The following is a 26,449-nucleotide window of genomic DNA, read 5'->3' on the forward strand; positions in this document are numbered from 1 at the left end:
GGGTTTCGGTGTGCTCTACCGGACTCAGCAGTCGTAGTAGAGGTTGAACTCGTAGGGGTGCGGCCGCAGGTTGACCGGGGCGATCTCCTGCTCGCGCTTGAGCGAGATCCAGGTCTCGATCAGGTCGGAGGTGAACACGCCGCCCTCGGTGAGGTAGTCGTGATCCTGCTCGAGGCGGTCGATGACCGCGTTCAGCGAGGTCGGCGCCTGTGCAACGCCCGCGGCCTCTTCCGGCGGAAGCTCGTAGAGGTCCTTGTCGACCGGGGCGGCCGGCTCGATCTTCTTCTTCACGCCGTCCAGGCCCGCCATCATCATCGCGGCGAACGCCAGGTACGGGTTGCCCGAGGAGTCGGGGCAGCGGAACTCGATGCGCTTGGCCTTCGGGTTGTTGCCCGTGATCGGGATACGCACGCAGGCCGAGCGGTTGCGCTGGCTGTAGACCAGGTTGATCGGGGCCTCGTAGCCGGGCACCAGACGCTTGTACGAGTTGATCGTCGGGTTGGTGAACGCCAGCAGCGACGGCGCGTGGTGCAGGATGCCGCCGATGTAGTGACGGGCGATGTCCGACAGGCCCGCGTAGCCGGCCTCGTCGTGGAACAGCGGCTTGCCGTCCTTCCACAGCGACTGGTGGCAGTGCATGCCCGAGCCGTTGTCACCGAACAGCGGCTTCGGCATGAAGGTCGCCGACTTGCCGTTCTGCCACGCGGTGTTCTTGATGATGTACTTGAACAGCTGCAGGTCGTCCGCCGCGGCGAGCAGCGTGTTGAACTTGTAGTTGATCTCGGCCTGGCCGCCGGTGCCCACCTCGTGGTGGCCGCGCTCGAGCTCGAAGCCGGCCTGCATCAGGTTGGTGGACATCTCGTCGCGCAGGTCGACGTAGTGGTCGTACGGGGCGACCGGGAAGTACCCGCCCTTGGCACGGACCTTGTAGCCGAGGTTCGGGCTGCCGTCGGCGTTGACGTCGTTGCCGGTGTTCCAGGAACCCGACACCGAGTCGACCTCGTAGAACGAGCCGTTCATCGCCGAGTCGTAGCGGACCGAGTCGAAGATGTAGAACTCGGCCTCGGCGCCGAAGTAGCAGGTGTCGGCGATGCCGGTGCTCTTCAGGTACTCCTCGGCCTTGCGCGCGACGTTACGCGGGTCGCGGCTGTAGGCCTCACGGGTGAACGGGTCGTGCACGAAGAAGCTCATGTTCAGCGTCTTGGCGGCACGGAACTGGTCGAGCTGGGCCGTCGTGACGTCCGGCAGCAGCATCATGTCGGACTCGTGGATCGACTGGAATCCACGCACCGAGGAACCGTCGAAGGCGAGGCCGTCCTCGAAGACGTCGTTGTTGAACGCCGCCGCGGGGATCGAGAAGTGCTGCATGACACCCGGCAGGTCGCTGAACCGGATGTCGACGTACTCGACGCCTTCGGTCTTGATGTACTGGAGGACCTCGTCCGCTGTATTGAACACCTGTTTTCGGCTCCTTGGTGGTAGCCCGACCGACTTCGGTCGCCGGTGGGTCGTCGGCATGACGGTATGGAGGCGGTGTTGCCCGATCGTCAAGCTCATGTTTCCGCGGTGTTACGCGTACATGGGTCACGCGTAACCGGCCGGGACATCACCGGGCGACGACGCCCAGCACGGCCGAACCGCAGACCGTTGCCGCGGCGGCTGGTGGCCGTCGTCCTCCGCAATCTACCCCGACCGTGCCGAACCCGTCCGTGCCCGGGGCCGCCCACCCCTGCGGGCGACTATCCTGGGGGCCATGTCTCGGATGACCGGTTCCTGGCTCTCTGGCCCCTCGGCCGCGCTCCCCAAGGGAGAGGTGGGCGACGGTGGCAAGTACCGCGGTGAGCGCCTCGGCCTTCCCGAGAGCGGACCGGGCTCGTCGGCGACCACCGGCCGCCGCGTCGCCGGGATCTTCGTCGACTGGATGCTCTGCTACGGCATCGCGCTGCTGCTCACCACGCTGGTGCCCGCGCTGTCCAACTACGCCACCGTCACGCTGGTGCTATGGGCGGTCGTCGGGGTGCTCGGGGTGTGGCTGTTCGCGTTCACCCCGGGGCAGGCGATCGTCGGGCTGGGTGTCGCCCGCGCCGACGCCCCGGTCCGAGTGGGCCTGCCCCGCGCGTTCTTCCGGGTGCTGCTGACCGTGTTCCTGATCCCGGCGCTGATCAACGACGAGGATGGTCGCGGCCTGCACGACCGCGCCACCCAGACCGTGGTGATCCGCACCCGCTGACCCGGCGGCTACTCATCGCCGGCTGTGCTTTCGCCGGCTATCGCCGGCGGACCGTGCGCTGCACACTGCGCTGCTTGGCGCCCGCCGGCATCGGACCCTTGGGCAGCGGGGCGCCCGCGCGCGAACCCAGCGCCGAGAGCCGCGACTCGATGGTGTCCATCCGGCCGGTGTCGATGTTGCGCGGCAGCTTGGTCAGATGACGCTGCAGCTTCGACAGCGGCACCTGGCCCTCCTCGTTGCCGATCACGACGTCGTAGATCGGGGTGTCGCCGACGAGGCGGCTGATCTTCTTCTTCTCCTGCGCCAGCAGCGACTTCACCCGGTGCGGTGCGCCCTCGGCGACCAGGATCACGCCGGGACGCCCGATGACGCGGTGTACCGCGTCGAGCTGGGTGGTGGCCGCGACGGCCTTCTGCACGCGCCACTGACCCTTCATGTTGTCCAACGCCCAGGCGGCGGCACCGGCCTGGCCGTCGGCCTTCGCGTAGACGTTCTTCTGCACTCGACGACCGAACAGCACGAACGCCAGCAGCGCGCCGAGCACGACACCGAACGGCAGCAGGAACCACTCGGCGTTGAAGAACAGCCCGATCACGAACAGGATCAGCGCAGTACCCACCAGGGTGCCGATCATCAGCGGCAGCAGCGCCTTGTCTTCCTTGCGCTGCATCTGGAACGCCTGCCAGAGCTGCGTACGCCGCTCCTTGGACGCCTGCCTGCGTGCGGACTTCGCCGCCGCCTTCACCTGCTTGTCGGGTTTACCCGCCGTGCCCTTCGCCATGCCCTCCAGGATACGGCCCGGAACCGCCGGTCAGCGCACGAGTGCCGCTCAGTGCGCGAGGCGCTGCAGCAGTGAGGTCGCCTCCTGCGAGGCCTCGCCCGCCTCGGCCAGGTGCGCCATGTTCTCCGGCAACGCACGGCCGTGGTGCGCCATCGCCTGCGCGTACAACCGGCCGGCCCGGTACGAGGAGCGGACCAGCGGACCGGCCATCACACCGGCGAAGCCGAGTTCGGTGGCGAACTGCGAGTGCTCGACGAACTCCTCCGGCTTGACCCAGCGTTCGACGGGATGGTGCCGGGCCGACGGCCGCAGGTACTGGGTGATGGTGAGGATGTCGCAGCCGGCCTCGTGCAGGTCGACCATCGCGGCCTGCACCTCGTCGGGGGTCTCGCCCAGGCCGAGGATCAGGTTCGACTTGGTGACCAGGCCGAAGTCGCGTGCGGCGGTGATCACCTCGAGCGAGCGCTCATAGCGGAAGGCAGGGCGGATCCGCTTGAAGATGCGGGGCACCGTTTCGAGGTTGTGCGCGAGCACCTCGGGCCGCGAGTCGAACACCTCCGCGAGCAGATCGGGCTTCGCGTGGAAGTCGGGGATGAGGTTCTCCACCCCGGTGCCCGGGTTCAGTTCGTGGATCCGGCGGACCGTCTCGGCGTAGAGCCAGGCGCCCTCGTCGGGCAGGTCGTCGCGGGCGACGCCGGTGATCGTCGAGTACCGCAGGCCCATGGCCTGCACCGACTCGGCCACGCGGCGCGGCTCGTCCCGGTCGAGGTCGGCGGGCTTGCCGGTGTCGATCTGGCAGAAGTCGCAGCGCCGCGTGCACTGCTCGCCGCCGATGAGGAAGGTGGCCTCGCGGTCCTCCCAGCACTCGTAGATGTTGGGGCAGCCCGCCTCCTCGCACACCGTGTGCAGGCCCTCGCGGCGGACCAGACCCTTGAGTTCGGTGTACTCGGGACCCATCTTGGCGCGGGTCTTGATCCAGTTCGGCTTGCGTTCGATGGGGGTCTCCGTGTTTCGGATCTCGAGGCGGAGGAGTTTGCGCCCGTCCGGTGCGACGGGGGAATCGTTGCGGGAGTTGCTGTCGGTACCCACGGTCATGCGCCCGACACTACGCCGGTGTGACGTCGGCCTCGGACGGGTGTTCGCTGCCCGGGACGGGCGCGGTCAGAACCGCAGTGTCGTCACCGGAACGGGCACGTCGCCCGGCGCGGCGGACGCCGTCGAAATCGCGGTGCGTTCGATGTCGTGTGTCGTGACGGCGAGGGCGCCGTCGAGCGCGCCGAGGACGGCCTCCGTGGTCGCCGCGCGGACCTCCGCGACGGTCACCGCGCGGCCGAGTTCGCGGGTCAGCGACGTGACCCCCGCGTCGGTGATACCGCACGGGACGATCGCGTCGAAGGCAGACAGGTCGGCGTCGCAGTTCAGCGCGAATCCGTGCAGCGTCACCCCGCGCTGGACCCGGACCCCGATCGCGGCGATCTTGCGTTCCGGCAGCCACACCCCGTCGCGGACGGTCGCCGACAGCCACACCCCCGAGCGGCCCTCGACCCGGCCGCAGACGACCCCGAGGCCGGTGCACACGGCGATCAGCGCTTCCTCGATCCGCCGCACGTAGTCGACCACGTCGACAGGTTCGGCGAGCTTGATCACCGGGTAGCCGACGAGCTGGCCGGGCCCGTGCCAGGTGATCTTGCCGCCGCGGTCGACGTCGATGACCCGCGAGCCGTCGACCGGACGGTCCTCGGGCTGGGTGCGCCGGCCTGCCGTGTAGACGGAAGGATGCTCGAGCAGCAGCATCGTGTCGCCCACCAGATCGGCCGCGCGGTCCTCCGCGAGCCGGCGCTGCCGGTCCCAGGCCTGCTCGTAGTCGACCAGGCCGGCGTCGACGACGTCGACAGGGGGGGAGGCGAACCGTGCTGAGGCGGAGCTGCTGCGCATGCTGGGCACGTTACGCCCGTGGCGGCGTCGCAGGTGCCCGGGAGTCCGTGACGGCCATCGAGCCCGGGATCGCGGCGCCCGGTGGCGAGGTCAGCCGATGGCGGCGGCGAGCGCCTCGCCGATGGTGTTGTGCGCGAAGGTGAAACCGGACCGCTCCAGTTCCCGCGGAATCGCCCGCTGACCGGTCAGTGCACCCTCCCCGGCGAACTCACCGAGCACCGCGGACAGGGCGAAGCCGGGGATCGCCCACGGGGCGGGGCGGTGCACGGCCCGGGCGAGCGACGACGAGAACTGCGCGTTGGTGACCGGCGCGGGTCCGCACAGGTTGACCGGACCGTCGAGGGTGCGGTCGGTGAGCGCATGGACGAGTCCGCGCACCTCGTCCTCGAGCGAGATCCAGGTGATGTACTGCCGGCCCGATCCGAGCCGGCCGCCCAGTCCCAGCCGGTACAGCGGCAGCAGCTTGCCCAGGGTGCCGCCGCGCGGGGTGAGCACGACGCCGGAGCGGACGCGCACCACTCGGGCACCGCCGGCGGCGGCCCGCGTCGTCGCGCGTTCCCAATCCCGGCACACATCGGCGAGGAAACCTCGCCCGGCAGGGGCGGACTCGTCGACCACCCGGCCTTCGGTGTCGCCGTAGAAGCCGACGGCGCTGGCGTTGACCAGTACGGGCACCCGGGTGGCGGCGACGACATCGGCGAGCAGTTCGGTCGGGCCGACCCGGCTGTCGCGGATCTCCTGCTTGTAGGCGCCGGTCCAGCGCCGGTCGCCGATCCCCGCCCCGCACAGGTTCACGACGGCGTCGCACCCGTCCAGATGGGCCGGGTCGAGCAGTCCCTTCACCGGGTCCCACCCGCGTTCGTCTGGGGCCTGCGCGCGGCGACGGACCAGACGCAGCACCGTGTGGCGTTCGGCCCGGAGCGCGGCGACCAGTGCGGTCCCGATCAGACCGGAAGAGCCCGCGACGCCGATACGCATCCGAGGCCTCCGTTCCTGCCGTCCGCGACTGTCACTGTGCGACATCCCATCGCCGGGTGCCGGTGCCCGCCGGTGTGCGTCCGGGACCGGAAACCGCTGGTGCGGTTTCACGCTCGGATGGTGATGCGCCGCGCCCCCGCGTCACCATCGTATCGACGGCGGCGCGGGGGCGCGGGTTTCGTGATCTTGTCGGCGTGGCCGGGCCTGCGAAGGCCTACAGGCCCAGGTCGGCCTCGAACGCGGACTCCTCGAGGCGCTGCTTGACCGTGGTCAGGAAGCGACCGGCGTCCGCGCCGTCGACCAGGCGGTGATCGTAGGTCAGCGGCAGGTAGCACATCGACCGGACACCGATGGACTCGTTGCCGGCGTCGTCCTGGACGACCATGGGGCGCTTGACGATCGCGCCGGTGCCGAGCATCGCCGCCTGCGGCGGGACCAGGATCGGGGTGTCGAACAGGGCGCCCTGGCTGCCGATGTTGGTGATCGTGAAGGTGCCGCCGGCGAGCTCGTCGGGCTTGAGGCCGCCGGAGCGGGCGCGCGCGGCGATGTCGGCGATCGCCCGGGCCAGGCCGGCCAGCGACAGGTCGCCGGCGTTGTGGATCACCGGCGAGAGCAGGCCCTGCTCGGTGTCCACGGCGATTCCCAGGTGCACGGCCGCGTGGTAGGTGATCTCCTTGGCGTTCTCGTCGTAGCTCGCGTTGATGTTCGGGTGCGCCCCGAGCGCCTCGACGACCGCCTTGGCGAAGAACGGCAGGAACGTCAGGTTGACGCCCTCGCGCCGGGCGAACTCGGCCTTGGCCTGCGACCGCAGGGCCGCGATCTTGGTGACGTCGACCTCGAAGGTCTGGGTCAGCTGCGCCGTCGTCTGCAGCGACTCGCGGGTCTTGGTCGCGGTGATCTGGCGGATCCGGTTGGCCTTCTGGGTGGTTCCGCGCAGGCGCGCCAGCTCCGGACGGACGCCGGCGGGGGTGGCCGCCGCCGGAGCGGCGGCAGCGGCGGCGGCCGGGGCGGCCGCGGCGGGAGCCTGCTTCGCCTCGGCGGCCGCGAGCACATCCTGCTTGCGGATGCGCCCGCCGACGCCGGTGCCCTTGACGGACGCGAGGTCGACGTTGTTCTCGGCGGCCAGCTTGCGGACCAGTGGGGTCACGTACGGGGCGGCGCCGCTCTCGGCTGCCGGAGCAGCAGCGGCGGGGGCCGCGGCGGGCGCCGGAGCCTGAGCGGCCGGAGCCTGGGCGGCCGGAGCCTGGGCGGCCGGAGCGGGAGCGGCCGGAGCCGGGGCGGCGGGTGCCGGAGCAGACGGGGCGGGAGCCTCCGGGGCGGCGGGGGCCGGGGTGGGTGCAGGGGCGGGCGCGGCGGCCGGGGTGCCGGATCCGACGACGGCGAGTTGCCCGCCGACCGCGACGACGTCGTCCTCCTGCGCACTGATCTCCAGCAGGGTGCCGGCGACCGGGGAGGGGATCTCGGTGTCGACCTTGTCGGTGGAGACCTCGAGCAGCGGTTCGTCGACCGCGACCTCGTCGCCGACGGCCTTGAGCCAGCGGGTGACGGTGCCCTCGGTGACCGACTCGCCCAGCTCGGGCATGTTCACCGGGGTGCCGGACGCGGCGGACGGGGCGGCCTCGGCAGCAGGGGCCGCCGGGGCGGCAGGCTGGGCTGCGGGCGCAGGGGCGGCGGGCTCGGGAGTCGTCTCCGCGGCCGGGGCGGGGGCTGCCGCAGGAGCGGGGGCCTCGCCGACCTCGCCGATCACCGCGAGCTCACCGCCGATCTCGACCACGTCGTCTTCCTGGGCGACGATCTTGGTCAGCACGCCGGCAGCGGGGGAGGGGATCTCGGTGTCGACCTTGTCGGTGGAGACCTCGAGCAGCGGCTCGTCGACCGCGACCGTGTCTCCCTCCTGCTTGAGCCATCTCGTGACAGTCCCCTCGGTGACGGACTCACCAAGAGCTGGCATTTGGACGGAGAAGGCCATGTCGTCTGACTCCTAGACGTTCGTGGGTGTGTACGTGGAGACGTGGTGCTAGTGCGCCGGTCGTGTGGTGGCCGATCGGTGTTGCTCGGGTGTGTCGCAGCGGACACGTCGGCGGATCCCGACGTGCACCCCCTCGACGCGAACCCCATTGTGCTGACAGCCCGATCTGCCTGCGGGAGTCTTCCCAGTTCCCGGGACAGCAGTGTCCGTCACGACCACGATCTCCGGAAGGCGACAGCTCGACGACGTCTGCGTGTTGGCGCACGTACGTGGGCTGAATCCGAAGCGTTCGAGGGTGACGGACGCGGACAAATTCTGCTCCTGGTTGTGGCGAGGATTACCCTGCGGACCCATCCTTGCACTCCGCCCGGATCGACGCCCGCACAGGGGCGTGTTGCGATAGTCTCCTGCGGCGTTCCTCAGGCCGGTCACAGGTTGCGGCGGCAGCATCGAAGCGTGATCGGCCGATGACGGAGGGACAGTGATGGGAATTCTCGACCGGGTCGGCGGCAGGTTCGGCGGCGGGGGACCGCTGCGCCGCAACCCGCATGCCGCCGACTATGACCACCTGGTCCGCTGGGCGAGCGCACACCGCGGCGTCGAGGCATACGTCGAGCCGCCCACAACGCTCAACGAGCTGACCGTCGTGCTGGTCGACGCCGACGGGCGGTGGACGCGCCGGGCGCCCGGCGGTCCCCGGGCCGCCCGGCGCCTCGGCGAGCAACTGGCGATTCCCGTCTACGACGTGCGCAAGGTGCGCTATCCGCAGCGGATGCGCGATCACGACGCCCGCGAGCGGATCCTGCGCAAGCGCGCGGCCGCACGCGAGCTGTCGTGACCTCGGCGGTGCCCGCTCAGCCCCGCTCGGCGATGTCCTCGAGTACGGCGATCATGGTGCGGACCGGCACGCCGGTGCCGCCCTTGCCGATGTAACCGAACGGGCCGCCGGTGTTGTAGGCCGGGCCGGCGACGTCGATGTGCGCCCACTGCACGCCCTCGCCGACGAACTCCCGCAGGAACAGCGCCGCCACGAGCATGCCGCCCCAGCGGTGGTTGGTCACGTTCGCCAGATCGGCGACCTTCGAGTCGAGGTCCCCGCGCAGCTCGGCAGGCAGCGGCATCGACCAGCCGTTCTCGCCGACCTCCCGGGAGATCGCCGCGACGCGATCGCGGAACTCCTCGGTGCCCATCACGCCGGGGGTGCGGCTGCCGAGCGCGACCATCTGCGCGCCGGTCAGCGTCGCCGTGTCGATCAGGTAGTCGGGGTCGTCCTTCTCACAGGTCAACGCGATCGCGTCGGCGAGGATCAGTCGCCCCTCCGCATCGGTGTTGATGACCTCCACGGTCCGGCCGCCGTACTGGGTCAGCACGTCACCCGGGCGCTGCGCGGTCGCCGACGGCATGTTCTCGGCCATCGGCACGGTCGCGATCACGTTGATCGGCAGCTTCAGCTGCGCGGCGAGCACGACGGTCGCGACCACGGCCGCGGCCCCGCCCATGTCGGAGGTCATGTTCTCCATGCCCGCGGCGGGCTTGATGGAGATGCCGCCGGTGTCGAACGTGACACCCTTGCCGACCAGCGCGACCGTCGGTGCCCCCTTGCGGCGGCTGCCCTTGTGGCTCAACCGCACCAGCCGCGGCGGGCGGGACGAGCCCTTGCCGACGCCGATGATGCCGCCGAACCCCTTGCGTTCGAGCGCCTTCTCGTCGAGCACCTCGACGCCCAGCCCGACCTCTTCACCGAGCGCGGCGGCGCGGGCGGCGAACTCGGCGGGGAACAGGTGACTCGGCGGCGTGTTGACCAGATCGCGCGCGACCGCGGTCGCCGTCGCGATCGCGATCGCGCGGGCCAGCACTTGCTTGGGCTCCTTCGCCCGGGGGCCGGCGACGAGCAGGTCCACCCGGGCGACCGGCAGCCGGCCCGCCGCCGGTGCGGCCGACTTGAACTCGGTGAACAGGTAGGCGCCGAGGAACAGCCCCTCGGCCGCGGCACCCAGGTCCAGGGCGCCCAGCGTGGTGGCCGCGTGGGCGATGCCGGTCAGCGACCGTGCCGCCACACCGGCTGCGCGACGGATCTTCTCGGCCGCCGCGGCCGGGTCCGACGCGTCGATCACGCCGCCGCGATCCCCGAGGCCGACGGCGAGAACCGCGTCGACACCGAGTCCCCCGGGCGCGGGGATGCGGGTGAGCTCCTCGAACCGGCCGGTCGCCCCGACCGCGGCGAGGCTCGCCTCGAGGGGGCCGACAAGCTCGGCGTCGAGTCCGAAGTCGCCTGCGAGTTCCGGGCCGTCGGGTCCGGAGACGATGCCGATCAGCAGCAATTCGGCGCGCGCGGCGATGGTGGAGGCGAGGGCCAGCTGGGGGCCGAGCTGGCGGGACGACGACGGGACGCTCACGGGGAAGGCTCCTGCGCTTGGGGAAGGTGGACCCGGGCGCCGGGGTCCTGGTGTACCGGGGTCCGCGGGTCTCGGGGTCCTCATCGTATCGACGCGGTCGTCGTGGTGCGGCGGTCCGGCCGCGGCGACCACGGAACACGACTAGCCTGTGCAGGCGTGAGTGATTCGAATCAGCAGTCCGCCGCCGCCGACCTCCTCCGCAGCCCGGTCGACGCCGTGCACGACGAGATGGGGGCGACGTTCGCCCCGTTCGGCGGCTGGCAGATGCCGGTGTCCTACGCGGGGGTTGTCGCCGAGCACACCGCGGTGCGCGAGACGGTCGGGCTGTTCGACGTCAGCCACCTCGGCAAGGCGATCGTCCGGGGTCCCGGGGCCGCCGAGTTCGTCAACTCCGCGCTGACCAACGACCTGGGTCGCATCGCCCCCGGCCAGGCGCAGTACACGTTGTGCTGCAACGAGACCGGCGGGGTCGTCGACGACCTGATCGCCTACTACGTCGGACCCGACGAGATCTTCCTGGTGCCCAACGCGGCCAACACCGCGGCGGTGGTCGCAGCGCTGTCCGCCGCCGCACCGGCCGGCATCACGGTTACCGACCTGCACCGCGAGTTCGGGGTGCTGGCCGTGCAGGGACCGCGGTCCGCCGAGGTGCTCGCCGACCTGGGACTGCCCGCCGACATGGACTACATGGCCTTTACCGACGCGCAGTGGTCCGACGTCGACGGCGCGGTTCCGGTCCGGGTGTGCCGCACCGGATACACCGGCGAACACGGCTACGAGCTCATCCCGCGCTGGGCGGACGCCGAGCGGCTCTTCCGTGCGCTGCGTGGTGCGGTCGAGGCGCGCGGCGGTCAGGTCGCCGGCCTCGGTGCGCGCGACACCCTGCGCACCGAGATGGGCTATCCGCTGCACGGGCACGAGTTGTCGCCGGGGATCTCGCCGCTGCAGGCCCGGTGCGGCTGGGCGGTCGGCTGGTCCAAGCCGCAGTTCACCGGCCGGGACGCGCTGCTGCGGGAGAAGCAGGACGGCCCGGCCCGCCGGCTCTGGGGCCTGAAGGCGGTCGGCCGGGGCGTGCCCCGAGCGGACCTGGCCGTGCATGCACTGGGGCCGGACGAGACGGTGGCGGGGGAGATCGGCCGGTGCACCTCGGGCACGTTCTCGCCGACGCTGAAGGTGGGCATCGCGCTGGCGTTGCTCGACGCGTCGGCGGGTGTCGCCGCGGGCGACCGGGTGAGCGTCGACGTGCGCGGCCGCTCGCTGGTGTGCGAGGTGGTCGCGCCGCCGCTGGTGCCGTCCCACACCCGCTGACCGGGACCGGCCACCGGGACTGGACCGGGTGGGCCGAAATCGGACACGCGATAGGATGACGCGCATGACTTCCGACCTCGAGTTCACCCGCGTTGCGCACCCCGCCCCCATCTCGGAGCAGGAGCGCGCGCGGGTACTCGAGGCCCCCGGATTCGGCCGGCACTTCACCGATCACATGGTGACCATCGACTACACGGTCGAGCGCGGCTGGCACGATGCGACCGTCTCCGCGTACGGTCCGCTGACGATGGACCCGGCCGCGATGGTCCTGCACTACGGGCAGTCCATCTTCGAGGGGCTCAAGGCCTACCGGCACGGGGACGGGAGCATTGCCAGCTTCCGGCCCGCCGCGAACGCCGCCCGCTTCCGCGCGTCCGCGCGCCGGCTCGCGATGCCCGAACTGCCCGACGAGCTCTTCCTCGAGTCGATCCGCCAGCTGGTCGACGTGGACAAGGCGTGGGTGCCCGCGTCCGGCGGCGAGGATTCCCTCTACATCCGCCCGTTCATGTTCGCGACCGAGGCGGGCCTGGGCGTGCGGCCGGCCAAGCAGTACCGCTACATGACGATCGCCTCGCCGGCCGGCGCGTACTTCCCGCGCGGCGTCAAGCCGGTGAGCGTGTGGCTTTCGCACGAGTACGTCCGTGCCGCCCCCGGCGGTACCGGTGACGCGAAGTTCGCCGGTAACTATGCGGCGTCGCTGCTCGCGCAGGCGCAGGCCGCCGAGCAGGGTTGCGACCAGGTGGTGTGGCTCGACGCGATCGAGCGCCGGTTCGTCGAAGAGATGGGCGGGATGAACCTGTTCTTCGTCTTCGGCTCCGGTTCCGAGGCGCGGCTGGTCACCCCGGCGCTGTCCGGTTCGCTGCTTCCGGGGATCACCCGGGACTCGTTGCTGCAGTTGGCATCCGACGCCGGATTCGCCGTCGAGGAGCGCAAGATCTCGACCGAGGAATGGCAGAAGGGCGCCGAGACCGGCGAGATCACCGAGGTGTTCGCCTGCGGCACCGCGGCCGTCATCACCCCGGTGGGCAGCGTCAAGCACGCCGACGGCGAGTTCGTCATCGCCGGCGGCGAGCCGGGTGAGGTGACGATGGCGCTGCGCGACACACTGACCGGGATCCAGCGCGGCACCTTCGCGGACACCCACGAGTGGATGACCCGGCTGCTGCCCGCGCCGACCGCCTGACCGTTGCGATCGGGGGTCGCGGCCGGGCCCGGAGGTTCGGCCGGGCTCAGCCGTGCAGGGTCAGCCCGATCAGCACGACGGTGGTGGTCACCTCGATGCAGGCGCCGAGCACGTCGCCGTTGACCCCGCCGAACCGGCGGATGCAGTGCCGGGTCAGTGCCGCCGCACCGAGCAACGCGACCACCACGCACACCGGTCCCTGCCACCAGTTCGCGCCCGCCCAACCGGATACCACCACGACCGCGGCCGTCCAGGCCAGGGCGGCCCACCACGGCTGCGTGTCGGCGACCAGCGCGCCGAAACCGGTCGGCCGGGCGGGGGGATTGCCCCGCCGGCACGCTTGCACGACCGCGGCACGGCCCGCCAGTGGTCCACACACGACGGCGACCCACAGGCCGGATTCGGCGAGCGACCCCAGCGCGAGCGCCTGGGCCCCGAGGCACACGAACAACGTCACCACACCGAACGGTCCGGCCGCGCCGGAACCCATGACCTCGCGGGCACGCTCGGGCGGGCCGTAGCAGCCCAGGCCGTCGGCGGTGTCTGAGAGCCCGTCGACGTGCATGCCGCGGGTCGCCAGGGCAAGCGCGCCGACGGTGAGCACCCCCGCCAGCGCGGGTGCGGCGCCGAGTCGCAACAGCACCCAGAGCAGTCCGGCCGCGCCCAGCCCGAGCAGCACGCCCACCAGGGGAGCGGCGGCGATGGCGCGGCGCCCGGCGGTGCGGTCCACCTCGCGCGGGCCGCGCACGGGCAGCACGGTCAACCAGGACAGCGCCAGCGCGATCCCGCTCGTCGCGCCGCGCATCTATCGGTCGCCGGCGGGCTCGGCAGTCGCCTGCGACCGCGTCGCGTCCGTGTTGCCCTCGGTGCTGACCCCGGCGCTCTCGAAGGTCGCCATGTGGGCGAGCGTGACGATCGCCGAGCGCAGCACGGGAAGCGCCAGCAGCGCTCCCGATCCCTCGCCGAGTCGCATGTCCATCTCGATGATCGGCTCGAGTTGCAGCCGCTGCAGCGCCATGATGTGGGCGGGCTCGGTCGAGCGGTGTCCGGCGACCCACCACGCGCCGGCGCCGGGGGCCAGCGCCTCGGCGAGCAGCGCGGAGGCGGTCACGACCACACCGTCGAGCACCACCGGCGTGCGCCGCACCGCGGCCTGCGCGAGGAACCCGGCCATCGCGGCGAGGTCGGCGCCGGACGAGGTGCGCAGCAGCGCAAGCGGATCGCCGAGCACAGGCCGGGCGCGGCGGAGCGCGTCGCGGATGGCCGCGGTCTTACGCATCCAGCCCGCGTCGTCGACGCCGGTGCCGCGACCGACCGCCGCGACCGGTTCGGTGCCGGTCAGGGCGGCGATCAGCACGGTCGCCGGGGTGGTGTTCCCGATCCCCATCTCGCCGGCGATCAACAGGTCCGCGCCCGCGTCGACCTCTTCGTCGGCGATCGCGCGCCCGGCGGCGATGGCCGCGAGCGTCTGCTCGGCGGTCATCGCGTCCTCGCGGTCGATGCTGCCCGAGGACCGGCACACCTTGTGGCTGCGCACCTGCGGCGCGGTGTCGGTCTCCACCGAGATGTCCTCGACGCGCACCCCGGCCCCGGACACCGCCGCGATCGTGTTGACCGCTGCGCCGCCGGACACGATGTTCGCGACCATCTGGCCGGTGACCTCGCTCGGGTACGCGGACACCCCGGCGCGGGCCACGCCGTGGTCGCCGGCGAACACCACCACGCGCGCCCGCGTGAAGTCGTGAGGCGGGCAGGCGGACTGGCAGGATGCGACCCACACCGACAGGTCCTCGAGCCGCCCGAGCGAGCCGGCCGGCTTGGTCAGCAGCAACTGGCGGTCCCGGGCCTGCGCGGCGACCGCCGCGTCCGGCGGAGTGATCGACGGGAACTCGGCGGCTTCGGGTCCGGCGGTGGGTTCGGGACGGGCTCCGGTGCCGGCCACCACGGTCGTCGGAGCCGCGGCCGGCGCGGCTGCCGCCACGGGTGCCGGGATCGATTGCGGCGCGGCCGGTTCGGTCCGCACAGCGGGGGAGATCGCGGCGGAGGACGCCGACTTGAGGGTGGTCGGCAGCCCGGCGACGACGAGCGCGACCTCGTCGCACGCCTCCGCGACGCGGGCGTTGAGAGCACCGAGTTCGTCACGGAACAGTCGCCCGGCGGCCGTCTCGGGGATGACGCCCAGCCCCGTCTCGGGGCTGACCACGACGAGCGTGCCGCGGCACCGCGTGATCGCGTCGACGAGGTCGTCGACCCGATCGGCGATGGAACCGCGGGGCAGATCCCAGGCCTGCGCGTCGTCGATCTGAGCGGTCAGCCAGGTGCCGAGATCGTCGACGAGAACGGTCCGCCCGTCATCGAGCCCGCGCAGGTGTTCGGCGGCGTCGCCCTCGACGGTGGTCCAGTCGGCGGGGCGACGCGCGCGGTGCCGGTCGATCCGCGACTCCCAGTCCGTGTCGTCCGGGTCGTGTCGTCCGGTGGCGACGTAGTCGACCGCACCGGGACCGGACACTCCGGCGGTGACGAGGTTCTCGGCGTAGGCGGACTTCCCGGATCGTGCGCCGCCCAAAATCAATGTCCGCACGGCTGCAGACGCTACCAATCGCACCTGGGTGTCGAACTACGAGAGCCGCGTCCACCGGCGGCGTCGGCTCGCCGCCGGCCGCGGGCGCGACTCAGACGGGGTCGCCCGGGGAGAGCCGCGGGCGCGGTGCACGCATCCGGCGCAGTTGCGAGGCCCGCACGAACGCGTACCAGCCCAGCGAGATCGGGCGCTCGGTGGTATCGGGGTAGCGCGCGAGCACCTTGTTGTAGATCTGACGTGCCATCACGATGCCCTCGATCGCCATGAAGACGATGAACACCAGCATCACCAGGCTCAGCACGGCCTGGATCCCCGGTGCCAGGAACAGAGCCAGTACCAGCACGATCGCCATCGGCATGAACAAGCCGAGCAGGTGGCGTCGCGAGTCGACGAGGTCGCGGGTGTAGCCGCGGGCCGGGCCCTTGTCCCGCGGCAGCAGGAAGGCCTCTTCGCCGGCCATCATGCGGGAGCGACGGTCGGACATCACCGCGCGCCGCTCGGCGCCGGCCTCCTTGCGCTCCTCCTTGGTGCCGCGGTTGCTGCGGCGCCGGGCGCGGGCCTCCTTCGAGGTCTGCGGCGCCGGCGCGACCGGTCCGCGGCGGCCCTCGGCGTCGCGCCGCTTCGGGGTCGGCTTGCCCTTCTTCGCGGTCTGCGCGGGACGCGCCGCGGTCGACGACTCCTCGACGGCGTCCTCGTCGTTCTGGGAGACGCCGGTCTCGTCGGGTTCGTCTTGGCTTCCGCGGCGCAGCAACTTCACGTGTCCAGGCTAGATGATGGTCGCCGGTCACCGAGTCCGCCGGGGGAGTCGGCCGGTGAGCGCGAGCGAGCAGACCCGCGGATCGGTCGGATACGTCACCTGGTGCGGCGGGAATAGCGGGGCGCGGAGTACCGTTGGGCTCTAGCACAGGTGTACCGACCAGCACTGCGTCTGTACCGAGCGAGGAGAGCACATGACCGTGGAGAACGAGACCACCACTCATGGGGTCACCATGACCGAGAGTGCGGCGGCCAAGGCGAAGGCCCTGCTCGACCAGGAGGGGCGCGACGACCTGGCACTGCGGATCGCGGTGCAGCCGGGCGGCTGCGCGGGGCTGCGCTACCAGTTGTTCTTCGACGACCGCACCCTCGACGGCGATCTGACCCGCGACTTCGACGGCGTGAAGCTGGCCGTCGACCGCATGAGCGCCCCCTATGTGGAGGGTGCCTCGATCGATTTCGTCGACACCATCGAGAAGCAGGGTTTCACGATCGACAACCCGAACGCGACCGGGTCCTGCGCCTGCGGGGACTCCTTCAACTGAGTTCTCGTCGCAGTATTCTCGCGAGGGGCCGTCACCGCAGAGGTGACGGCCCCTCGCGCGTGTGCAGGTACCGTGAGCTCGGCCGTGCGCGCCGGTGTCGACGCGGCACGCGTGCGCAGCGGGCAGAGCTGACCTCACATTCGAAAGGTTCGTGCACGTGACAATCGTCGTCACCGGTTCCATCGCCACCGATCACCTCATGCGGTTTCCCGGGAAGTTCTCCGAACAGTTCGTCGCCGAGCAGCTCGGGCACATCTCGCTGAGCTTCCTCGTCGACGACCTCGTCGTCCGGCGTGGCGGGGTCGGCGGCAACATCGCGTTCGCGATGGGGGTGCTGGGCAGCCGGCCCGTACTGGCCGGGGCGGTCGGCGCGGACTTCGCCGACTACCGGTCCTGGCTCGAGAGCCACGGGGTCGACTGCGGCGGGGTGCACGTGTCGTCGACCGCGCACACCGCGCGGTTCGTGTGCACGACCGACGAGGAGATGGCGCAGATCGCGTCGTTCTACTCCGGTGCGATGTCCGAGGCCCGCGACATCTCCCTCGAGAAGGTCGCCGACGGCCGCGATGTCGAACTGGTGCTCATCGGCGCGAACGACCCGGAGGCGATGGCCCGGCACACCGCCGAGTGCCGCCGGCTGGGCATCCCGTTCGCCGCCGACCCGTCGCAGCAGCTGGCCCGGCTCAGCGGCGACGAGGCGCGCGAGCTCATCGCGGGCGCGGAGATCCTGTTCACCAACGAATACGAGTGGGGCCTGCTGCTGCAGAAGACGGGCCTGACCGACGCAGAGGTCATGGCGCAGGTCGGCCTGCGGGTGACCACGCTCGGCGGCAACGGTGCGCTGATCGTCGGCAAGGACGGCACCGAGATCCGCGTCGGCGTCGTGCCGGAGGCCGGCAAGGTCGACCCCACCGGTGTCGGCGATGCGTTCCGCGCGGGCTTCCTCACCGCACGCTCCGCCGGGCTGAGTCTCGAGCGCGCAGCACAACTGGGTTCGCTGGTCGCCGTGTACGTACTCGAGACCGTCGGCACCCAGGAGTGGTCCTTCGAGCGGGACGACGCGGTCAAGCGCCTCACCGACGCGTACGGCAAGGAAGCCGCCGACGAGATCGCCGCGCTGCTCTGACGCGGCTGCCCCCCGCGTGCGTGAGTTGCGGAGTCCAGACCCCGCAACTCACGCACGGAGGCGGAGCGACCTACAGGCTGACCGGGTAGGTCGGCTCGGCGATCTGCGGCACGATCCGGTGTTCGACGAAGATGCCGTGCCAGATCATGAAGCAGAGCACCGTCCACAGTCGCCGGCTGTGATCCGAGGCGCCGTCGCGGTGCTCGTCGAGCATGCGGGTGACGGCGGCCTTGTCGAAGATGTGGTCGGCGCCCGACTCGACGATGGTCTGGCGGGCCCAGTCCTGCAGTTCGGCGCCGCGCAGCCAATGCCGCAGCGGCACCGGGAAGCCCAGCTTCGCGCGGTGCAGCACGTGCGGCGGGACGATTCCCTCGAGCGCCTGACGGAGCGCATATTTGGTGGTCGTCTTCGTGATCTTCTGCTCGAGTGGCACCTGTGCGGCGACCTTGAACACCTCGGTGTCGAGGAACGGCACCCGCAACTCCAGCGAGTTGGCCATCGTCATCTTGTCGGCCTTGACGAGGATGTCGCCGCGGAGCCAGGTGAACAGGTCCAGGTGCTGCATCCGGGCGACCGGATCCCAGCCCGCCGACTCCGCGTAGATGGGGGCGGTGACGTCCTGCTGCGTCCACTCCGGGCGGAAGTCGCGCAGCACCGAGCGCAGCTGCGCATCGTTGAAGCTGCGGGCGTTGCCGTAGTACCGCTCCTCGAGCGTCAGCGAACCGCGGTGCAGCAGGCTCTTGCCGCGCGTCCCGTCGGGAATCCGGTCGGACAGCCGGCCGGCGGCGCGACGCAACCCCCGTGGCAGGTATTCGAACGGCTTGAGTGAGAGCGGCTCGCGATAGATGGTGTATCCGCCGAAGAGTTCGTCGGCGCCCTCACCCGACAGCACCACCTTGACGTGCTTGCGGGCTTCCTTGGCGACGAAGTACAGCGGCACCAGCGCCGGATCGGCGACCGGGTCGTCGAGGTACCAGATGATCTCGGGGATCGACGCGGCGAACTCCTCGGGGGAGACGACCTTGACGACGTGCTTCGCGCCGATCGCGGCGGCCGTCTCGGCTGCGACGTCGGCCTCCGAGTACCCCTCCCGCTCGAAGCAACTGGTGAAGGTGATCAGATTCGGGTTGTGCCGCATGGCCAGCGCGGCGATCGCGGTCGAGTCGATGCCGCCGGACAGGAACGAGCCGACGGTGACGTCGGCACGCATGTGCTTGGCGACCGAGTCCTCGAGTGCGGCCGCGATCTCGCGGTACCGCGACTGCTCGTCGCCGGCGGCGAACGGGCGCACCGGGAAGGCGGGGCTGAAGTAGCGGGTGGCCTCGGGCTCCTTGCCCGGCCGCACCCACGCGTAGGTGCCCGACTCGAGGCGACGGATGTCCGCGTGCAGGGTCTCGGGCTCCGGGACGTACTGCAGCACCGTGTAGTGCTCGATCGCGCGTGCATCGAGGTCGGTGTCCAGGCCGAGCAGCTCGCCCAGTTCCAGCAGGCTCTTCTTCTCGCTGGCGAACGCGGTGCCGGCCCGGCCAGTCGCGAGGAACAGCGGCTTGATCCCGAAGGGGTCGCGGGCCAGGAAAAGTTCCTGGCTCTCGGTGTCCCAGATGGCGAACGCGAACATGCCGCGCAGCCGGCGCACGGCCTCGGGCCCCCAATAGTGGAAGGCCGCGACGATCGCCTCGCTGTCGCCCTCGGTCTGGAACACGGCACCGTGCTCGCGGGCCAGCTCCTCGCGCAGTTCCAGATAGTTGTAGATCTCGCCGTTGAACGTCAGCGCGTACCGCTGCGGGTTGGACGCGGGACCCCAGCGCAGGGGTTGATGGGAGTGACCGATGTCGATGATCGACAGACGGTTGAAGCCGAAGGCCACGTCGTCGTCGTGCCAGGTTCCGGTCTCGTCCGGTCCCCGGTGTCGCTGACAGTGCATCGCGGACCCCACGGCGGACACGAGGTCCCCGGCGTTCGAGTCCGCGGAAAGGATGCCCAGCAGGCCACACACGTCGGTCTACACCTCACTTATGTCCCAGCGGACGTGGTTGTGCCTCATCGGAAGGCCGTTGAATCGGTCGTGTCGAGGCCGGGAAAGCCCCGCGACTTCGACGAATGCGAGTATGCCGCAACGAGTACGGTGGTTGGGTTGTGACCCGGGGATGGTTCTGTGACGGGTTTGGTCTACGCTGCGTAGTATTCCGGGGCAAGCGTCCCGGACTGGAGCAATCAGGAAGGCGTGAACGTGGCACACGGTAGTCGGCGTCGGATCGTTCGGCGGGCTGGGCTAGCGGCATCACTCGGCCTCGCAGTCGTGACGCTATCGGGTTGTTCCATCAACAACTCGGTGTTGCGTTTCGGCTGGCCGACTGGTGTGACCCCCCAAGCCCACCGCATGCGCGAACTGTGGACGTGGTCGGTCGTCGCGGCCCTGGCGATGGGCATCTTGGTCTGGGCTCTGACCTTCTGGACCATCACCTTCCACCGCAAGAGGCAGGACTCGCCGGAGTTCCCGCGTCAGACGGGCTACAACGTCCCGCTGGAGTTGGTGTACACCGCGGTTCCGTTCGTCGCGATCTCGATCCTGTTCTATTTCACGGTCGTCACGCAGAACTACGTGGAGAAGAACCCCGCGAACCCGGACGTGACGGTCGACGTCACCGCCTACCAGTGGAACTGGAAGTTCGGTTACCGGCAGGCGCACGAGTTCGGCTACACCAACGGGGAGATCCCGCAGGTGAAGTCCCCGGAGCTCAAGGAGAAGGAGCTTCGGATGCAGACCAAGGAGGGCGAGGACCTCTCGTACCTCGTCAACGACAAGATCGAGACCGTCGGTTCGTCCACCGAGATCCCGGTCCTGGTGCTCCCGACCGACCGCAGCATCCAGTTCCAGCTGGCCTCGGCGGACGTCGTGCACTCGTTCTGGGTGCCGGAGTTCCTGTTCAAGCGTGACGTGATGCCGAACCCGGCGGAGAACCACTCGCAGAACGTGTTCACGATCTCGAAGATCGATCGTGAGGGTGCGTTCGTGGGTCGCTGCGCCGAGATGTGCGGCACCTACCACTCGATGATGAACTTCGAGGTGCGCGCGGTGAGCCCGGACAAGTTCCAGCGCTACCTGCAGGCCCGCGAGCAGGGCGAGTCGAATGCGCAGGCGCTGTCCTCGATCGGCCAGTCGCCGGTCGCGATCACGACCCATCCGTTCAAGGCCGAGCGTCTCGAGCGGGCGGCGAGTGAAGCGCCCACGGGCTACTGATCGCCCTCGACATTCATCCTGAGATACCTGAGCTGACCAAGGACAAGTGCTGACATGAGGATCGAAGCAAGAATCTTCGAGCTGCTGACGGTGTTCTTCATCATCGTGGCGATCATCTACGGTGTCTTCACCGGGCTGTCCGGGCACATGGAGTGGGCGGGTACCACCGCGCTCGCGTTGTCGGGTGGTCTGGCGCTGATCGTCGGCACGTACTTCCGGTTCGTGGCCCGTCGTCTGGACACCCGCCCGGAGGACTACGACGAGGCCGAGATCAGTGACGGCGCCGGCGACCTGGGATTCTTCAGCCCCGGTAGCTTCTGGCCCATCCTGGTCGCCGCGTCGGCCGCGCTGTTCGCCATCGCGTTCGCGCTGTTCCAGGTGTGGCTGCTGGTGGTGGCTGTCGGCTTCATCATCGCGTCGGTGTGTGGACTGGTCTTCGAGTACCACCTCGGGCCCGAGCGCCACTGAGCGGGGCGTATAGGGGGCCCGCACGGGCCACCTGAGCACCAAGGGACGCCGTTCCTCTTCGGAGGAGCGGCGTCCCTTGTGTGTGCGGCGTGGTGGTGGCGTTGCGGCCGGCGGGTGACGGATCTGCATGCGTTCCGGTCATCTGCCCAGGCTGCAGGGTGCGCTGATGACGGCTCGCTGTGTCGCGCGGGTGGCTGCCGGCGCCGGGTGACGCGCAAGCGCGGACGACGTGAGTTGCGCCGCCCGTACCCGACGAAGATGGGCAGAATCACAGCGCCGCAAGCCCTTTTCGGGTAGGGCCGAGGCATCCGACGCGGTTACTGTTTCTCGAGGACACACTCAGAAGGAGGACGCATCATGTTGATCGCCGTTGTGGCCGTGGTGTCCGTGGTGGTAATCACCGCTGTCTCGCTGGTCTCCAAGGACCATGGATTGAACTTCGAAAGCCGCGAGTTGATGTACACCCGCAGGCGCCGCTGACCGAGCCGGATCAGAGCCGAGGGGCCCGCACGCATGATCATGCGTGCGGGCCCCTCGGCGTCGATGGCCGGGTTCAGTTCTTTCCGGCGCTGGAGACCCCCGCGAGGGAGGCCGAGCCGCTCATGACGTCGCCCATTCCGCTGAGCAGTCCGCCGAGGTCGCCGAGGGCGCTGAGCAGACTGGTGAACTGATCGAATTCCACTGTTGCCTCTTTCTGCAGGGTGATGGTGCCGAGGCGCGGCGACGACGGCACCGGAAGGGGCTGTCGCGCGCGCAGCTCGAACATTAATGACAATGATAATCAATAACAAATGGTCGGATGCGCATTCGTCGATGCCGGCGGGCGGACGTCGTGGAGCGCCGGGTAGGGCCGTCGGCAGGGATTCGGCGGGTGAGGAGCGGCGGGGGCGGGCGAGGGCACGCGTCGGGTGTGCCTCCGTGCCTGCCTGTGGGCGCGGCATCGGCATCGGGGGAGGGGGCAAGCGCCGGCGGGTCCACCGCCGTCTGAGGGGCGATCTGAGGCCGTTCTCGCAGCACGACGGGGGCGCTTCGGCGTGGAGGCCCGGGGGCGTAGAAGGCGTCGGTGCGGTGCGGTGCGGTGCGGTGCGGTGCGGTGCGGTGCGGTGCGCAGAGCAGGAGGGCCGTGAGGGGATTCCTGCGGTCGGCTGCCGGTCGACCGGTCGCGAGCTGTCGACGCGGACGACTGCAGGTCCGCCCGGTGGGCGCGGGAGGGCCGGCCGGCCGGCACACGACGACGAGGGCCCCGGACCGTGATGGTCCGGGGCCCTCGTCTACATCAGAGCGGCTGTCAGTGCTCCTCGGTGTCAGAGCCGTGTTCGGCGTCCTGACGCTCCTTGAGCATGGTCAGCTGCTGGTGCTCGGCATCGTGGTCGGCACGGTCCAGCGCCGCGGCCTCCTCGGCCGGGTCGGCGGTGAGCCAGCTGCCACGGCCCGGCCGGCCGGCCGACCCGAGCTTGTTCATCTTCTTCGGCACCGCGGCGCCCTGGTACTCGAGCGGGATCGCGTGGCCGTGCTCGTCCACGCCGCCCAGCGGCTGGTGCACCTCGATGTACTCACCGTGCGGCAGACGCTTGACGACACCGGTCTCGATACCGTGCTCGAGGACCTGACGGTCGCTGCGCTGCAGGCCGATGCAGAACCGGTAGGTCAGGAAGTACACCAGCGGCGGCAGCACGATCAGTCCGATGCGGCCGATCCACGTCATCGCGTTCAGCGAGATGTCGAAGTGGAACCCGATGATGTCGTTCATGCCCGAGAGCATCAGCACCACGTAGAACGCGATCGACATCGTGCCCAGCGAGGTGCGGACCGGGTTGTCGCGCGGACGCTGGAGGATGTTGTGGTGGACGTTGTCCTTGGTGAGCTTCGCCTCGATGAACGGGTACGTGAACAGCAGGGCGAACACGATGCCGAGGATCAGGGCCACCCAGAACACGGCGGGGATCGTGTAGTTGCCCAGGTAGAGCTCCCAGTCGGGGAACAAGCGCGCCATGCCCTCGGTGAAGAGCATGTACATGTCGGGCTGTGATCCGGCCGAGACCTGCGCCGGGTTGTACGGACCCATGTTCCAGACCGGGTTGATCTGCAGCAGACCGCCCATCAGCGCGAGCACGCCGAAGGTCACCGCGAAGAAGCCGCCGGACTTGACCGCGAACACCGGGAGGATCCGGACGCCGACGACGTTGTTCTCGGTGCGCGCCGGGCCGGCCCACTGGGTGTGCTTCTGGTACCAGACCAGAGCCAGGTGCGCGCCGATCAGGGCGAGCAGGATGCCCGGGATCAGCAGCACGTGGATGACGTACAGGCGCGGGATGATGATCGTGCCGGGGAAGTCCCCGCCGAACAGCGCCCAGTGCAGCCAGGTGCCGATCACGGGCAGGCCCACGATGATGCCCGAGGTGATGCGGAGACCGGTACCGGAGAGCAGGTCGTCCGGAATGGTGTAACCGAAGAAGCCCTCGGCCACCGACAGCAGCAGCAGCACGCAACCGATCACCCAGTTCGCCTCACGCGGCTTGCGGAACGCGCCGGTGAAGAAGATGCGGAACAGGTGCACGATGATCGACGCGACGAACATCAGCGCAGCCCAGTGGTGGATCTGCCGGATGAACAGGCCGCCACGCACCTCGAACGAGAGGTTCAGTGCGCTCTCGTAGGCCCGCGACATCGTGACGCCGCGCAGCGGCTGGTAAACGCCGTTGTACGTGGTCTCGGCCATCGACGGGTCGAAGAACAGTGTCAGGAAGACACCCGAGACCAGCAGGATGATGAAGCTGTACAGCGCGATCTCGCCGAGCAGGAACGACCAGTGGGTCGGGAAGACCTTGTTGATCTGCCGGCGGATGCCGGCGGACATGCGATAGCGCTCGTCCATGTTGTTCGCGGCCTGGGCCGCGTGCGAGGTGGTGGTGGTCATGATCGACGCTCCCAGAATGCCGGGCCGACGGGCTCGATGAAGTTGCCGTTGGCGACCAGGTAGCCCTCTTCGTTGACGGTGATCGGCAGCTGCGGCAGCGCGCGGGCGGCAGGGCCGAAGATCGGCTTGCAGTAGCGCATCACGTCGAACTGGGACTGGTGGCACGGGCACAGAATGCGGTTGGTCTGCTGCTCGAACAGCGAGGTCGGGCAGCCGAGGTGGGTGCAGATCTTCGAGTAGGCGTAGTAGTCGCCGTAGTTGAAGTTCTCCTGGCCCTTGCGCTTGACGACCTTCTGCGCGTCCGCCGGACGCAGGCGGATGAGCATGACCGGATTACGCGAACCGCGCAGCGCCGAGAGCAGCTCTTCCTCGGACTCGCGGTCCGACTCGCGGAACGGGAAGACTGTCTCCATGGCGCCGCCGTCGAGGTCCTCCGGGCGGACCAGCACGACGTCGCGCGGGTTGCCGGTGTCGCGACGCAGGTAGATCGTCTCGCCCTTGTAGTGCGGGGTCCAACCGGTGGTCCACAGGGTGCCGTCGCCCGTGTTGGTCATCGGGCCCGGCTTCCACGGGTTCTTGATGAACCCGCCCAGCGGCAGGATCGCCATGACACCGAGCGCGCCGGCACCGAAGCCGAGCGAACGCGTGAGCATCTTGCGGCGGCCGAGGGTCGAGGTCTGCCAGGAGTCCTGGAACTCGGCGACGATCGTCTTGCGGTCGACCTCGTCGGAGGGGCCGTCGTGCCGCTCCTGGATCGACACCTCTTCGGGGATGAACTTCTTGGTGAAGTGCACCGCGCCGATGCCGATGCTCAGGATGGCCAGACCCATGGTCAGGCCGATCAGCGGCGTGTACAGCGTGTAGAGGGTCAGTCCGGACTCACCGAGGCCCTTGTAGCGCCAGGGCCAGAACAGGTAGATCCCGATGAACGCCAGCGAGGAGATGCCGGCCAACGCGAACCAGAAGGCGACGGTGCGCTCCGCACGCTTCTCCGCGCGGGTGCCCTTGACCGTCCAGCGGTGCTTGCGGTGGGCGATCTCGACGCCGTCGAGCTTCGCGCCGAGCTCGGTGAGCTCGTCCTGGCTCATCGCGTTCAACTGCTCTTCGGTGGGCTTGTCCCCGCCGCTCATGACCTTGCTCCGATCCACAACGTCGCACCGACCAGTGCCAGGATGCCGATGACCCAGATGGCGCCGGCTTCAGCAGCCGGGCCGAGTCCGCCCAGTCCGTATCCGCCCTGAGACGGGGTCTCACCGGAGGACTTGACGTAGGCGATGATGTCCTTCTTCTCGTCCGGCGTGAGCTGCCGGTCGGAGAACTTGGGCATGTTCTCGGGCCCGGTGAGCATCGCGGTGTAGATCTGCTGCTCGTTGGCCGGGTCGAGAGTGGGGGCGTACTTGCCGGACGACAGCGTGCCGCCGCGACCGGTGAAGTTGTGGCAGGACGCGCAGTTCAGGCGGAACAGCTCGCTACCGCGGGCGATGTCGCCGCCGCGCAGCGAGCTCTGGGCGATCTCGCCGTTGGCGTCGCGCACCACGGTCGGTCCGCCGCCGTGGGCCTGGACGAAGGCGCCGAGCGCGTCGATCTCGTGGGCGTCGAACTTCGGCTGCTTGCGGGGCATCTGGGCGCCCTGCGCGGCCGCGGGCATACGACCCGAGGAGACCTGGAAGTAGACCGCCGCGTCACCGACGCCGATGAGGCTGGGACCGCGATCGGGGATACCGGTCAGGTTTGCGCCGTGACAGGTGATGCAGGAGGTGTCGTAGAGCTGCTTGCCCTCACGGACCAGTGCGGCCTGGTCCTCGCTCGCCGTGGCGACCTGCGGGGTCGGCGACAGCGACGAGGCCAGGAACCCGGCGCCGACAAGGGCGCCGAGCAGCAGCACGGTGGCACTGGCGCGCCTGCGCAGCTTCCTTCTGCGGCGATCCCGCGCGGGATCTGAGGCACGCCCGGCGCGACGGGGCTCACCGTCGGGTGTGTCGGCGGTGGGTGGAGGAGATGAGCTCATCGGTATCCCTTTGGTATCGGGGACGGA

The 26,449-nt window shown here is 70.0% G+C and carries 24 protein-coding genes; 9 read left to right on the forward strand and 15 right to left on the reverse strand.

What is annotated here, in order from left to right; all coding sequences use genetic code 11:
- Nucleotides 1–24: 24 nt before the first annotated feature.
- Entirely contained in the window at nucleotides 25–1,458 is a 1,434-nt protein-coding gene (gene glnA, locus G4X40_RS17565) for a type I glutamate--ammonia ligase (protein WP_277834367.1), read from the reverse strand.
- A 295-nt stretch (nucleotides 1,459–1,753) separates the two neighbouring features.
- Here glnA and G4X40_RS17570 point away from each other — a divergent pair, with 295 nt between their 5' ends.
- Nucleotides 1,754–2,230, forward strand: a complete 477-nt coding sequence (locus G4X40_RS17570; protein ID WP_277834368.1) for an RDD family protein — start codon at nucleotides 1,754–1,756, stop codon at nucleotides 2,228–2,230.
- Nucleotides 2,231–2,267: 37 nt separating this feature from the next.
- Here G4X40_RS17570 and G4X40_RS17575 read toward each other — a convergent pair whose 3' ends face one another.
- From G4X40_RS17575 to sucB, 5 genes are all read right to left on the reverse strand, one after another.
- Nucleotides 2,268–3,011 (reverse strand): DUF4191 domain-containing protein, encoded by a 744-nt coding sequence (locus G4X40_RS17575; RefSeq protein WP_277834370.1) that lies wholly within the window; start codon nucleotides 3,009–3,011, stop codon nucleotides 2,268–2,270.
- A gap of 48 nt (nucleotides 3,012–3,059) precedes the next feature.
- Nucleotides 3,060–4,106 (reverse strand): lipoyl synthase, encoded by a 1,047-nt coding sequence (lipA, locus tag G4X40_RS17580; RefSeq protein ID WP_277834371.1) that lies wholly within the window; start codon nucleotides 4,104–4,106, stop codon nucleotides 3,060–3,062.
- A gap of 66 nt (nucleotides 4,107–4,172) precedes the next feature.
- Nucleotides 4,173–4,946, reverse strand: coding sequence for a lipoyl(octanoyl) transferase LipB (lipB, locus tag G4X40_RS17585; RefSeq protein ID WP_277834373.1), 774 nt, complete (start codon nucleotides 4,944–4,946; stop codon nucleotides 4,173–4,175).
- Nucleotides 4,947–5,036: 90 nt separating this feature from the next.
- Nucleotides 5,037–5,924 (reverse strand): TIGR01777 family oxidoreductase, encoded by an 888-nt coding sequence (locus G4X40_RS17590; RefSeq protein ID WP_277834374.1) that lies wholly within the window; start codon nucleotides 5,922–5,924, stop codon nucleotides 5,037–5,039.
- 214 nt (nucleotides 5,925–6,138) lie between these two features.
- Nucleotides 6,139–7,893, reverse strand: a complete 1,755-nt coding sequence (gene sucB / locus G4X40_RS17595) for a 2-oxoglutarate dehydrogenase, E2 component, dihydrolipoamide succinyltransferase (RefSeq protein WP_277834375.1) — start codon at nucleotides 7,891–7,893, stop codon at nucleotides 6,139–6,141.
- A gap of 484 nt (nucleotides 7,894–8,377) precedes the next feature.
- Here sucB and G4X40_RS17600 point away from each other — a divergent pair, with 484 nt between their 5' ends.
- Nucleotides 8,378–8,731, forward strand: coding sequence for an oxidoreductase (locus G4X40_RS17600; protein WP_277834377.1), 354 nt, complete (start codon nucleotides 8,378–8,380; stop codon nucleotides 8,729–8,731).
- Between the two features lie 16 nt (nucleotides 8,732–8,747).
- Here the strand turns inward: G4X40_RS17600 and G4X40_RS17605 are convergent, their stop codons facing one another.
- Nucleotides 8,748–10,289 (reverse strand): leucyl aminopeptidase, encoded by a 1,542-nt coding sequence (locus G4X40_RS17605; protein ID WP_277834379.1) that lies wholly within the window; start codon nucleotides 10,287–10,289, stop codon nucleotides 8,748–8,750.
- Between the two features lie 156 nt (nucleotides 10,290–10,445).
- Here G4X40_RS17605 and gcvT point away from each other — a divergent pair, with 156 nt between their 5' ends.
- Together gcvT and G4X40_RS17615 are read left to right on the forward strand one after the other, a co-directional pair.
- The gene (gene gcvT / locus G4X40_RS17610; RefSeq protein ID WP_277834381.1) at nucleotides 10,446–11,597 is read left to right on the forward strand and encodes a glycine cleavage system aminomethyltransferase GcvT; all 1,152 of its coding nucleotides are present in this window, start codon (nucleotides 10,446–10,448) and stop codon (nucleotides 11,595–11,597) included.
- A 64-nt stretch (nucleotides 11,598–11,661) separates the two neighbouring features.
- The gene (locus G4X40_RS17615) at nucleotides 11,662–12,780 is read left to right on the forward strand and encodes a branched-chain amino acid aminotransferase (protein ID WP_277834382.1); all 1,119 of its coding nucleotides are present in this window, start codon (nucleotides 11,662–11,664) and stop codon (nucleotides 12,778–12,780) included.
- Nucleotides 12,781–12,826: 46 nt separating this feature from the next.
- On the opposite strand, the gene G4X40_RS17620 is transcribed toward G4X40_RS17615, so the two are convergent.
- The 3 genes from G4X40_RS17620 to G4X40_RS17630 form a co-directional block, all read right to left on the reverse strand.
- The gene (locus tag G4X40_RS17620) at nucleotides 12,827–13,585 is read right to left on the reverse strand and encodes an adenosylcobinamide-GDP ribazoletransferase (protein ID WP_277834383.1); all 759 of its coding nucleotides are present in this window, start codon (nucleotides 13,583–13,585) and stop codon (nucleotides 12,827–12,829) included.
- Entirely contained in the window at nucleotides 13,586–15,361 is a 1,776-nt protein-coding gene (cobT, locus tag G4X40_RS17625; protein WP_277834384.1) for a nicotinate-nucleotide--dimethylbenzimidazole phosphoribosyltransferase, read from the reverse strand.
- A 91-nt stretch (nucleotides 15,362–15,452) separates the two neighbouring features.
- Nucleotides 15,453–16,118, reverse strand: coding sequence for a DUF3043 domain-containing protein (locus G4X40_RS17630; RefSeq protein WP_277834385.1), 666 nt, complete (start codon nucleotides 16,116–16,118; stop codon nucleotides 15,453–15,455).
- A gap of 193 nt (nucleotides 16,119–16,311) precedes the next feature.
- Here G4X40_RS17630 and G4X40_RS17635 point away from each other — a divergent pair, with 193 nt between their 5' ends.
- On the forward strand, nucleotides 16,312–16,662 hold the full coding sequence (locus G4X40_RS17635) for a HesB/IscA family protein (RefSeq protein WP_277834386.1): 351 nt from the start codon (nucleotides 16,312–16,314) through the stop codon (nucleotides 16,660–16,662).
- Nucleotides 16,663–16,819: 157 nt separating this feature from the next.
- Nucleotides 16,820–17,788 (forward strand): carbohydrate kinase family protein, encoded by a 969-nt coding sequence (locus tag G4X40_RS17640; protein ID WP_277834387.1) that lies wholly within the window; start codon nucleotides 16,820–16,822, stop codon nucleotides 17,786–17,788.
- 70 nt (nucleotides 17,789–17,858) lie between these two features.
- Here G4X40_RS17640 and asnB read toward each other — a convergent pair whose 3' ends face one another.
- Nucleotides 17,859–19,784, reverse strand: coding sequence for an asparagine synthase (glutamine-hydrolyzing) (gene asnB, locus G4X40_RS17645; RefSeq protein ID WP_277834389.1), 1,926 nt, complete (start codon nucleotides 19,782–19,784; stop codon nucleotides 17,859–17,861).
- Between the two features lie 228 nt (nucleotides 19,785–20,012).
- On the opposite strand from asnB, the gene ctaC reads away from it, so the two are divergent.
- From ctaC to G4X40_RS17660, 3 genes are all read left to right on the forward strand, one after another.
- Entirely contained in the window at nucleotides 20,013–21,029 is a 1,017-nt protein-coding gene (ctaC, locus tag G4X40_RS17650) for an aa3-type cytochrome oxidase subunit II (RefSeq protein WP_277834390.1), read from the forward strand.
- 54 nt (nucleotides 21,030–21,083) lie between these two features.
- Nucleotides 21,084–21,497 (forward strand): cytochrome c oxidase subunit 4, encoded by a 414-nt coding sequence (locus tag G4X40_RS17655; RefSeq protein WP_277834391.1) that lies wholly within the window; start codon nucleotides 21,084–21,086, stop codon nucleotides 21,495–21,497.
- Between the two features lie 357 nt (nucleotides 21,498–21,854).
- Nucleotides 21,855–21,977, forward strand: a complete 123-nt coding sequence (locus tag G4X40_RS17660; RefSeq protein ID WP_277834392.1) for a hypothetical protein — start codon at nucleotides 21,855–21,857, stop codon at nucleotides 21,975–21,977.
- 73 nt (nucleotides 21,978–22,050) lie between these two features.
- Here G4X40_RS17660 and G4X40_RS17665 read toward each other — a convergent pair whose 3' ends face one another.
- The 4 genes from G4X40_RS17665 to qcrC form a co-directional block, all read right to left on the reverse strand.
- Nucleotides 22,051–22,263 (reverse strand): hypothetical protein, encoded by a 213-nt coding sequence (locus G4X40_RS17665; protein WP_277834394.1) that lies wholly within the window; start codon nucleotides 22,261–22,263, stop codon nucleotides 22,051–22,053.
- 522 nt (nucleotides 22,264–22,785) lie between these two features.
- Entirely contained in the window at nucleotides 22,786–24,414 is a 1,629-nt protein-coding gene (gene qcrB, locus G4X40_RS17670; protein WP_277834396.1) for a cytochrome bc1 complex cytochrome b subunit, read from the reverse strand.
- Entirely contained in the window at nucleotides 24,411–25,544 is a 1,134-nt protein-coding gene (gene qcrA, locus G4X40_RS17675; protein WP_277834398.1) for a cytochrome bc1 complex Rieske iron-sulfur subunit, read from the reverse strand. The genes qcrB and qcrA overlap by 4 nt, the downstream gene beginning before the upstream one ends.
- Entirely contained in the window at nucleotides 25,541–26,422 is an 882-nt protein-coding gene (gene qcrC / locus G4X40_RS17680; protein WP_277834400.1) for a cytochrome bc1 complex diheme cytochrome c subunit, read from the reverse strand. Before qcrC ends, qcrA begins: the two co-directional genes overlap by 4 nt.
- Between the last annotated feature and the right edge of the window lie 27 nt (nucleotides 26,423–26,449).

The organism is Speluncibacter jeojiensis (assembly GCF_029589495.1).
Classification (GTDB): Bacteria; Actinomycetota; Actinomycetes; order Mycobacteriales; family Mycobacteriaceae; genus Speluncibacter; species Speluncibacter jeojiensis.

Coding starts and splice junctions, on each gene's coding strand:
- G4X40_RS17570 (WP_277834368.1), top strand. CDS start 1,754: ATGTCTCGGATGACCGGTTCCTGGCTCTCTGGCCCCTCGGCCGCGCTC.
- G4X40_RS17575 (WP_277834370.1), bottom strand. CDS start 3,011: ATGGCGAAGGGCACGGCGGGTAAACCCGACAAGCAGGTGAAGGCGGCG.
- lipA (WP_277834371.1), bottom strand. CDS start 4,106: ATGACCGTGGGTACCGACAGCAACTCCCGCAACGATTCCCCCGTCGCA.
- lipB (WP_277834373.1), bottom strand. CDS start 4,946: ATGCGCAGCAGCTCCGCCTCAGCACGGTTCGCCTCCCCCCCTGTCGAC.
- G4X40_RS17590 (WP_277834374.1), bottom strand. CDS start 5,924: ATGCGTATCGGCGTCGCGGGCTCTTCCGGTCTGATCGGGACCGCACTG.
- sucB (WP_277834375.1), bottom strand. CDS start 7,893: ATGGCCTTCTCCGTCCAAATGCCAGCTCTTGGTGAGTCCGTCACCGAG.
- G4X40_RS17600 (WP_277834377.1), top strand. CDS start 8,378: ATGGGAATTCTCGACCGGGTCGGCGGCAGGTTCGGCGGCGGGGGACCG.
- G4X40_RS17615 (WP_277834382.1), top strand. CDS start 11,662: ATGACTTCCGACCTCGAGTTCACCCGCGTTGCGCACCCCGCCCCCATC.
- G4X40_RS17620 (WP_277834383.1), bottom strand. CDS start 13,585: ATGCGCGGCGCGACGAGCGGGATCGCGCTGGCGCTGTCCTGGTTGACC.
- G4X40_RS17635 (WP_277834386.1), top strand. CDS start 16,312: ATGACCGTGGAGAACGAGACCACCACTCATGGGGTCACCATGACCGAG.
- G4X40_RS17655 (WP_277834391.1), top strand. CDS start 21,084: ATGAGGATCGAAGCAAGAATCTTCGAGCTGCTGACGGTGTTCTTCATC.
- G4X40_RS17660 (WP_277834392.1), top strand. CDS start 21,855: ATGTTGATCGCCGTTGTGGCCGTGGTGTCCGTGGTGGTAATCACCGCT.
- G4X40_RS17665 (WP_277834394.1), bottom strand. CDS start 22,263: ATGTTCGAGCTGCGCGCGCGACAGCCCCTTCCGGTGCCGTCGTCGCCG.
- qcrB (WP_277834396.1), bottom strand. CDS start 24,414: ATGACCACCACCACCTCGCACGCGGCCCAGGCCGCGAACAACATGGAC.
- qcrA (WP_277834398.1), bottom strand. CDS start 25,544: ATGAGCGGCGGGGACAAGCCCACCGAAGAGCAGTTGAACGCGATGAGC.
- qcrC (WP_277834400.1), bottom strand. CDS start 26,422: ATGAGCTCATCTCCTCCACCCACCGCCGACACACCCGACGGTGAGCCC.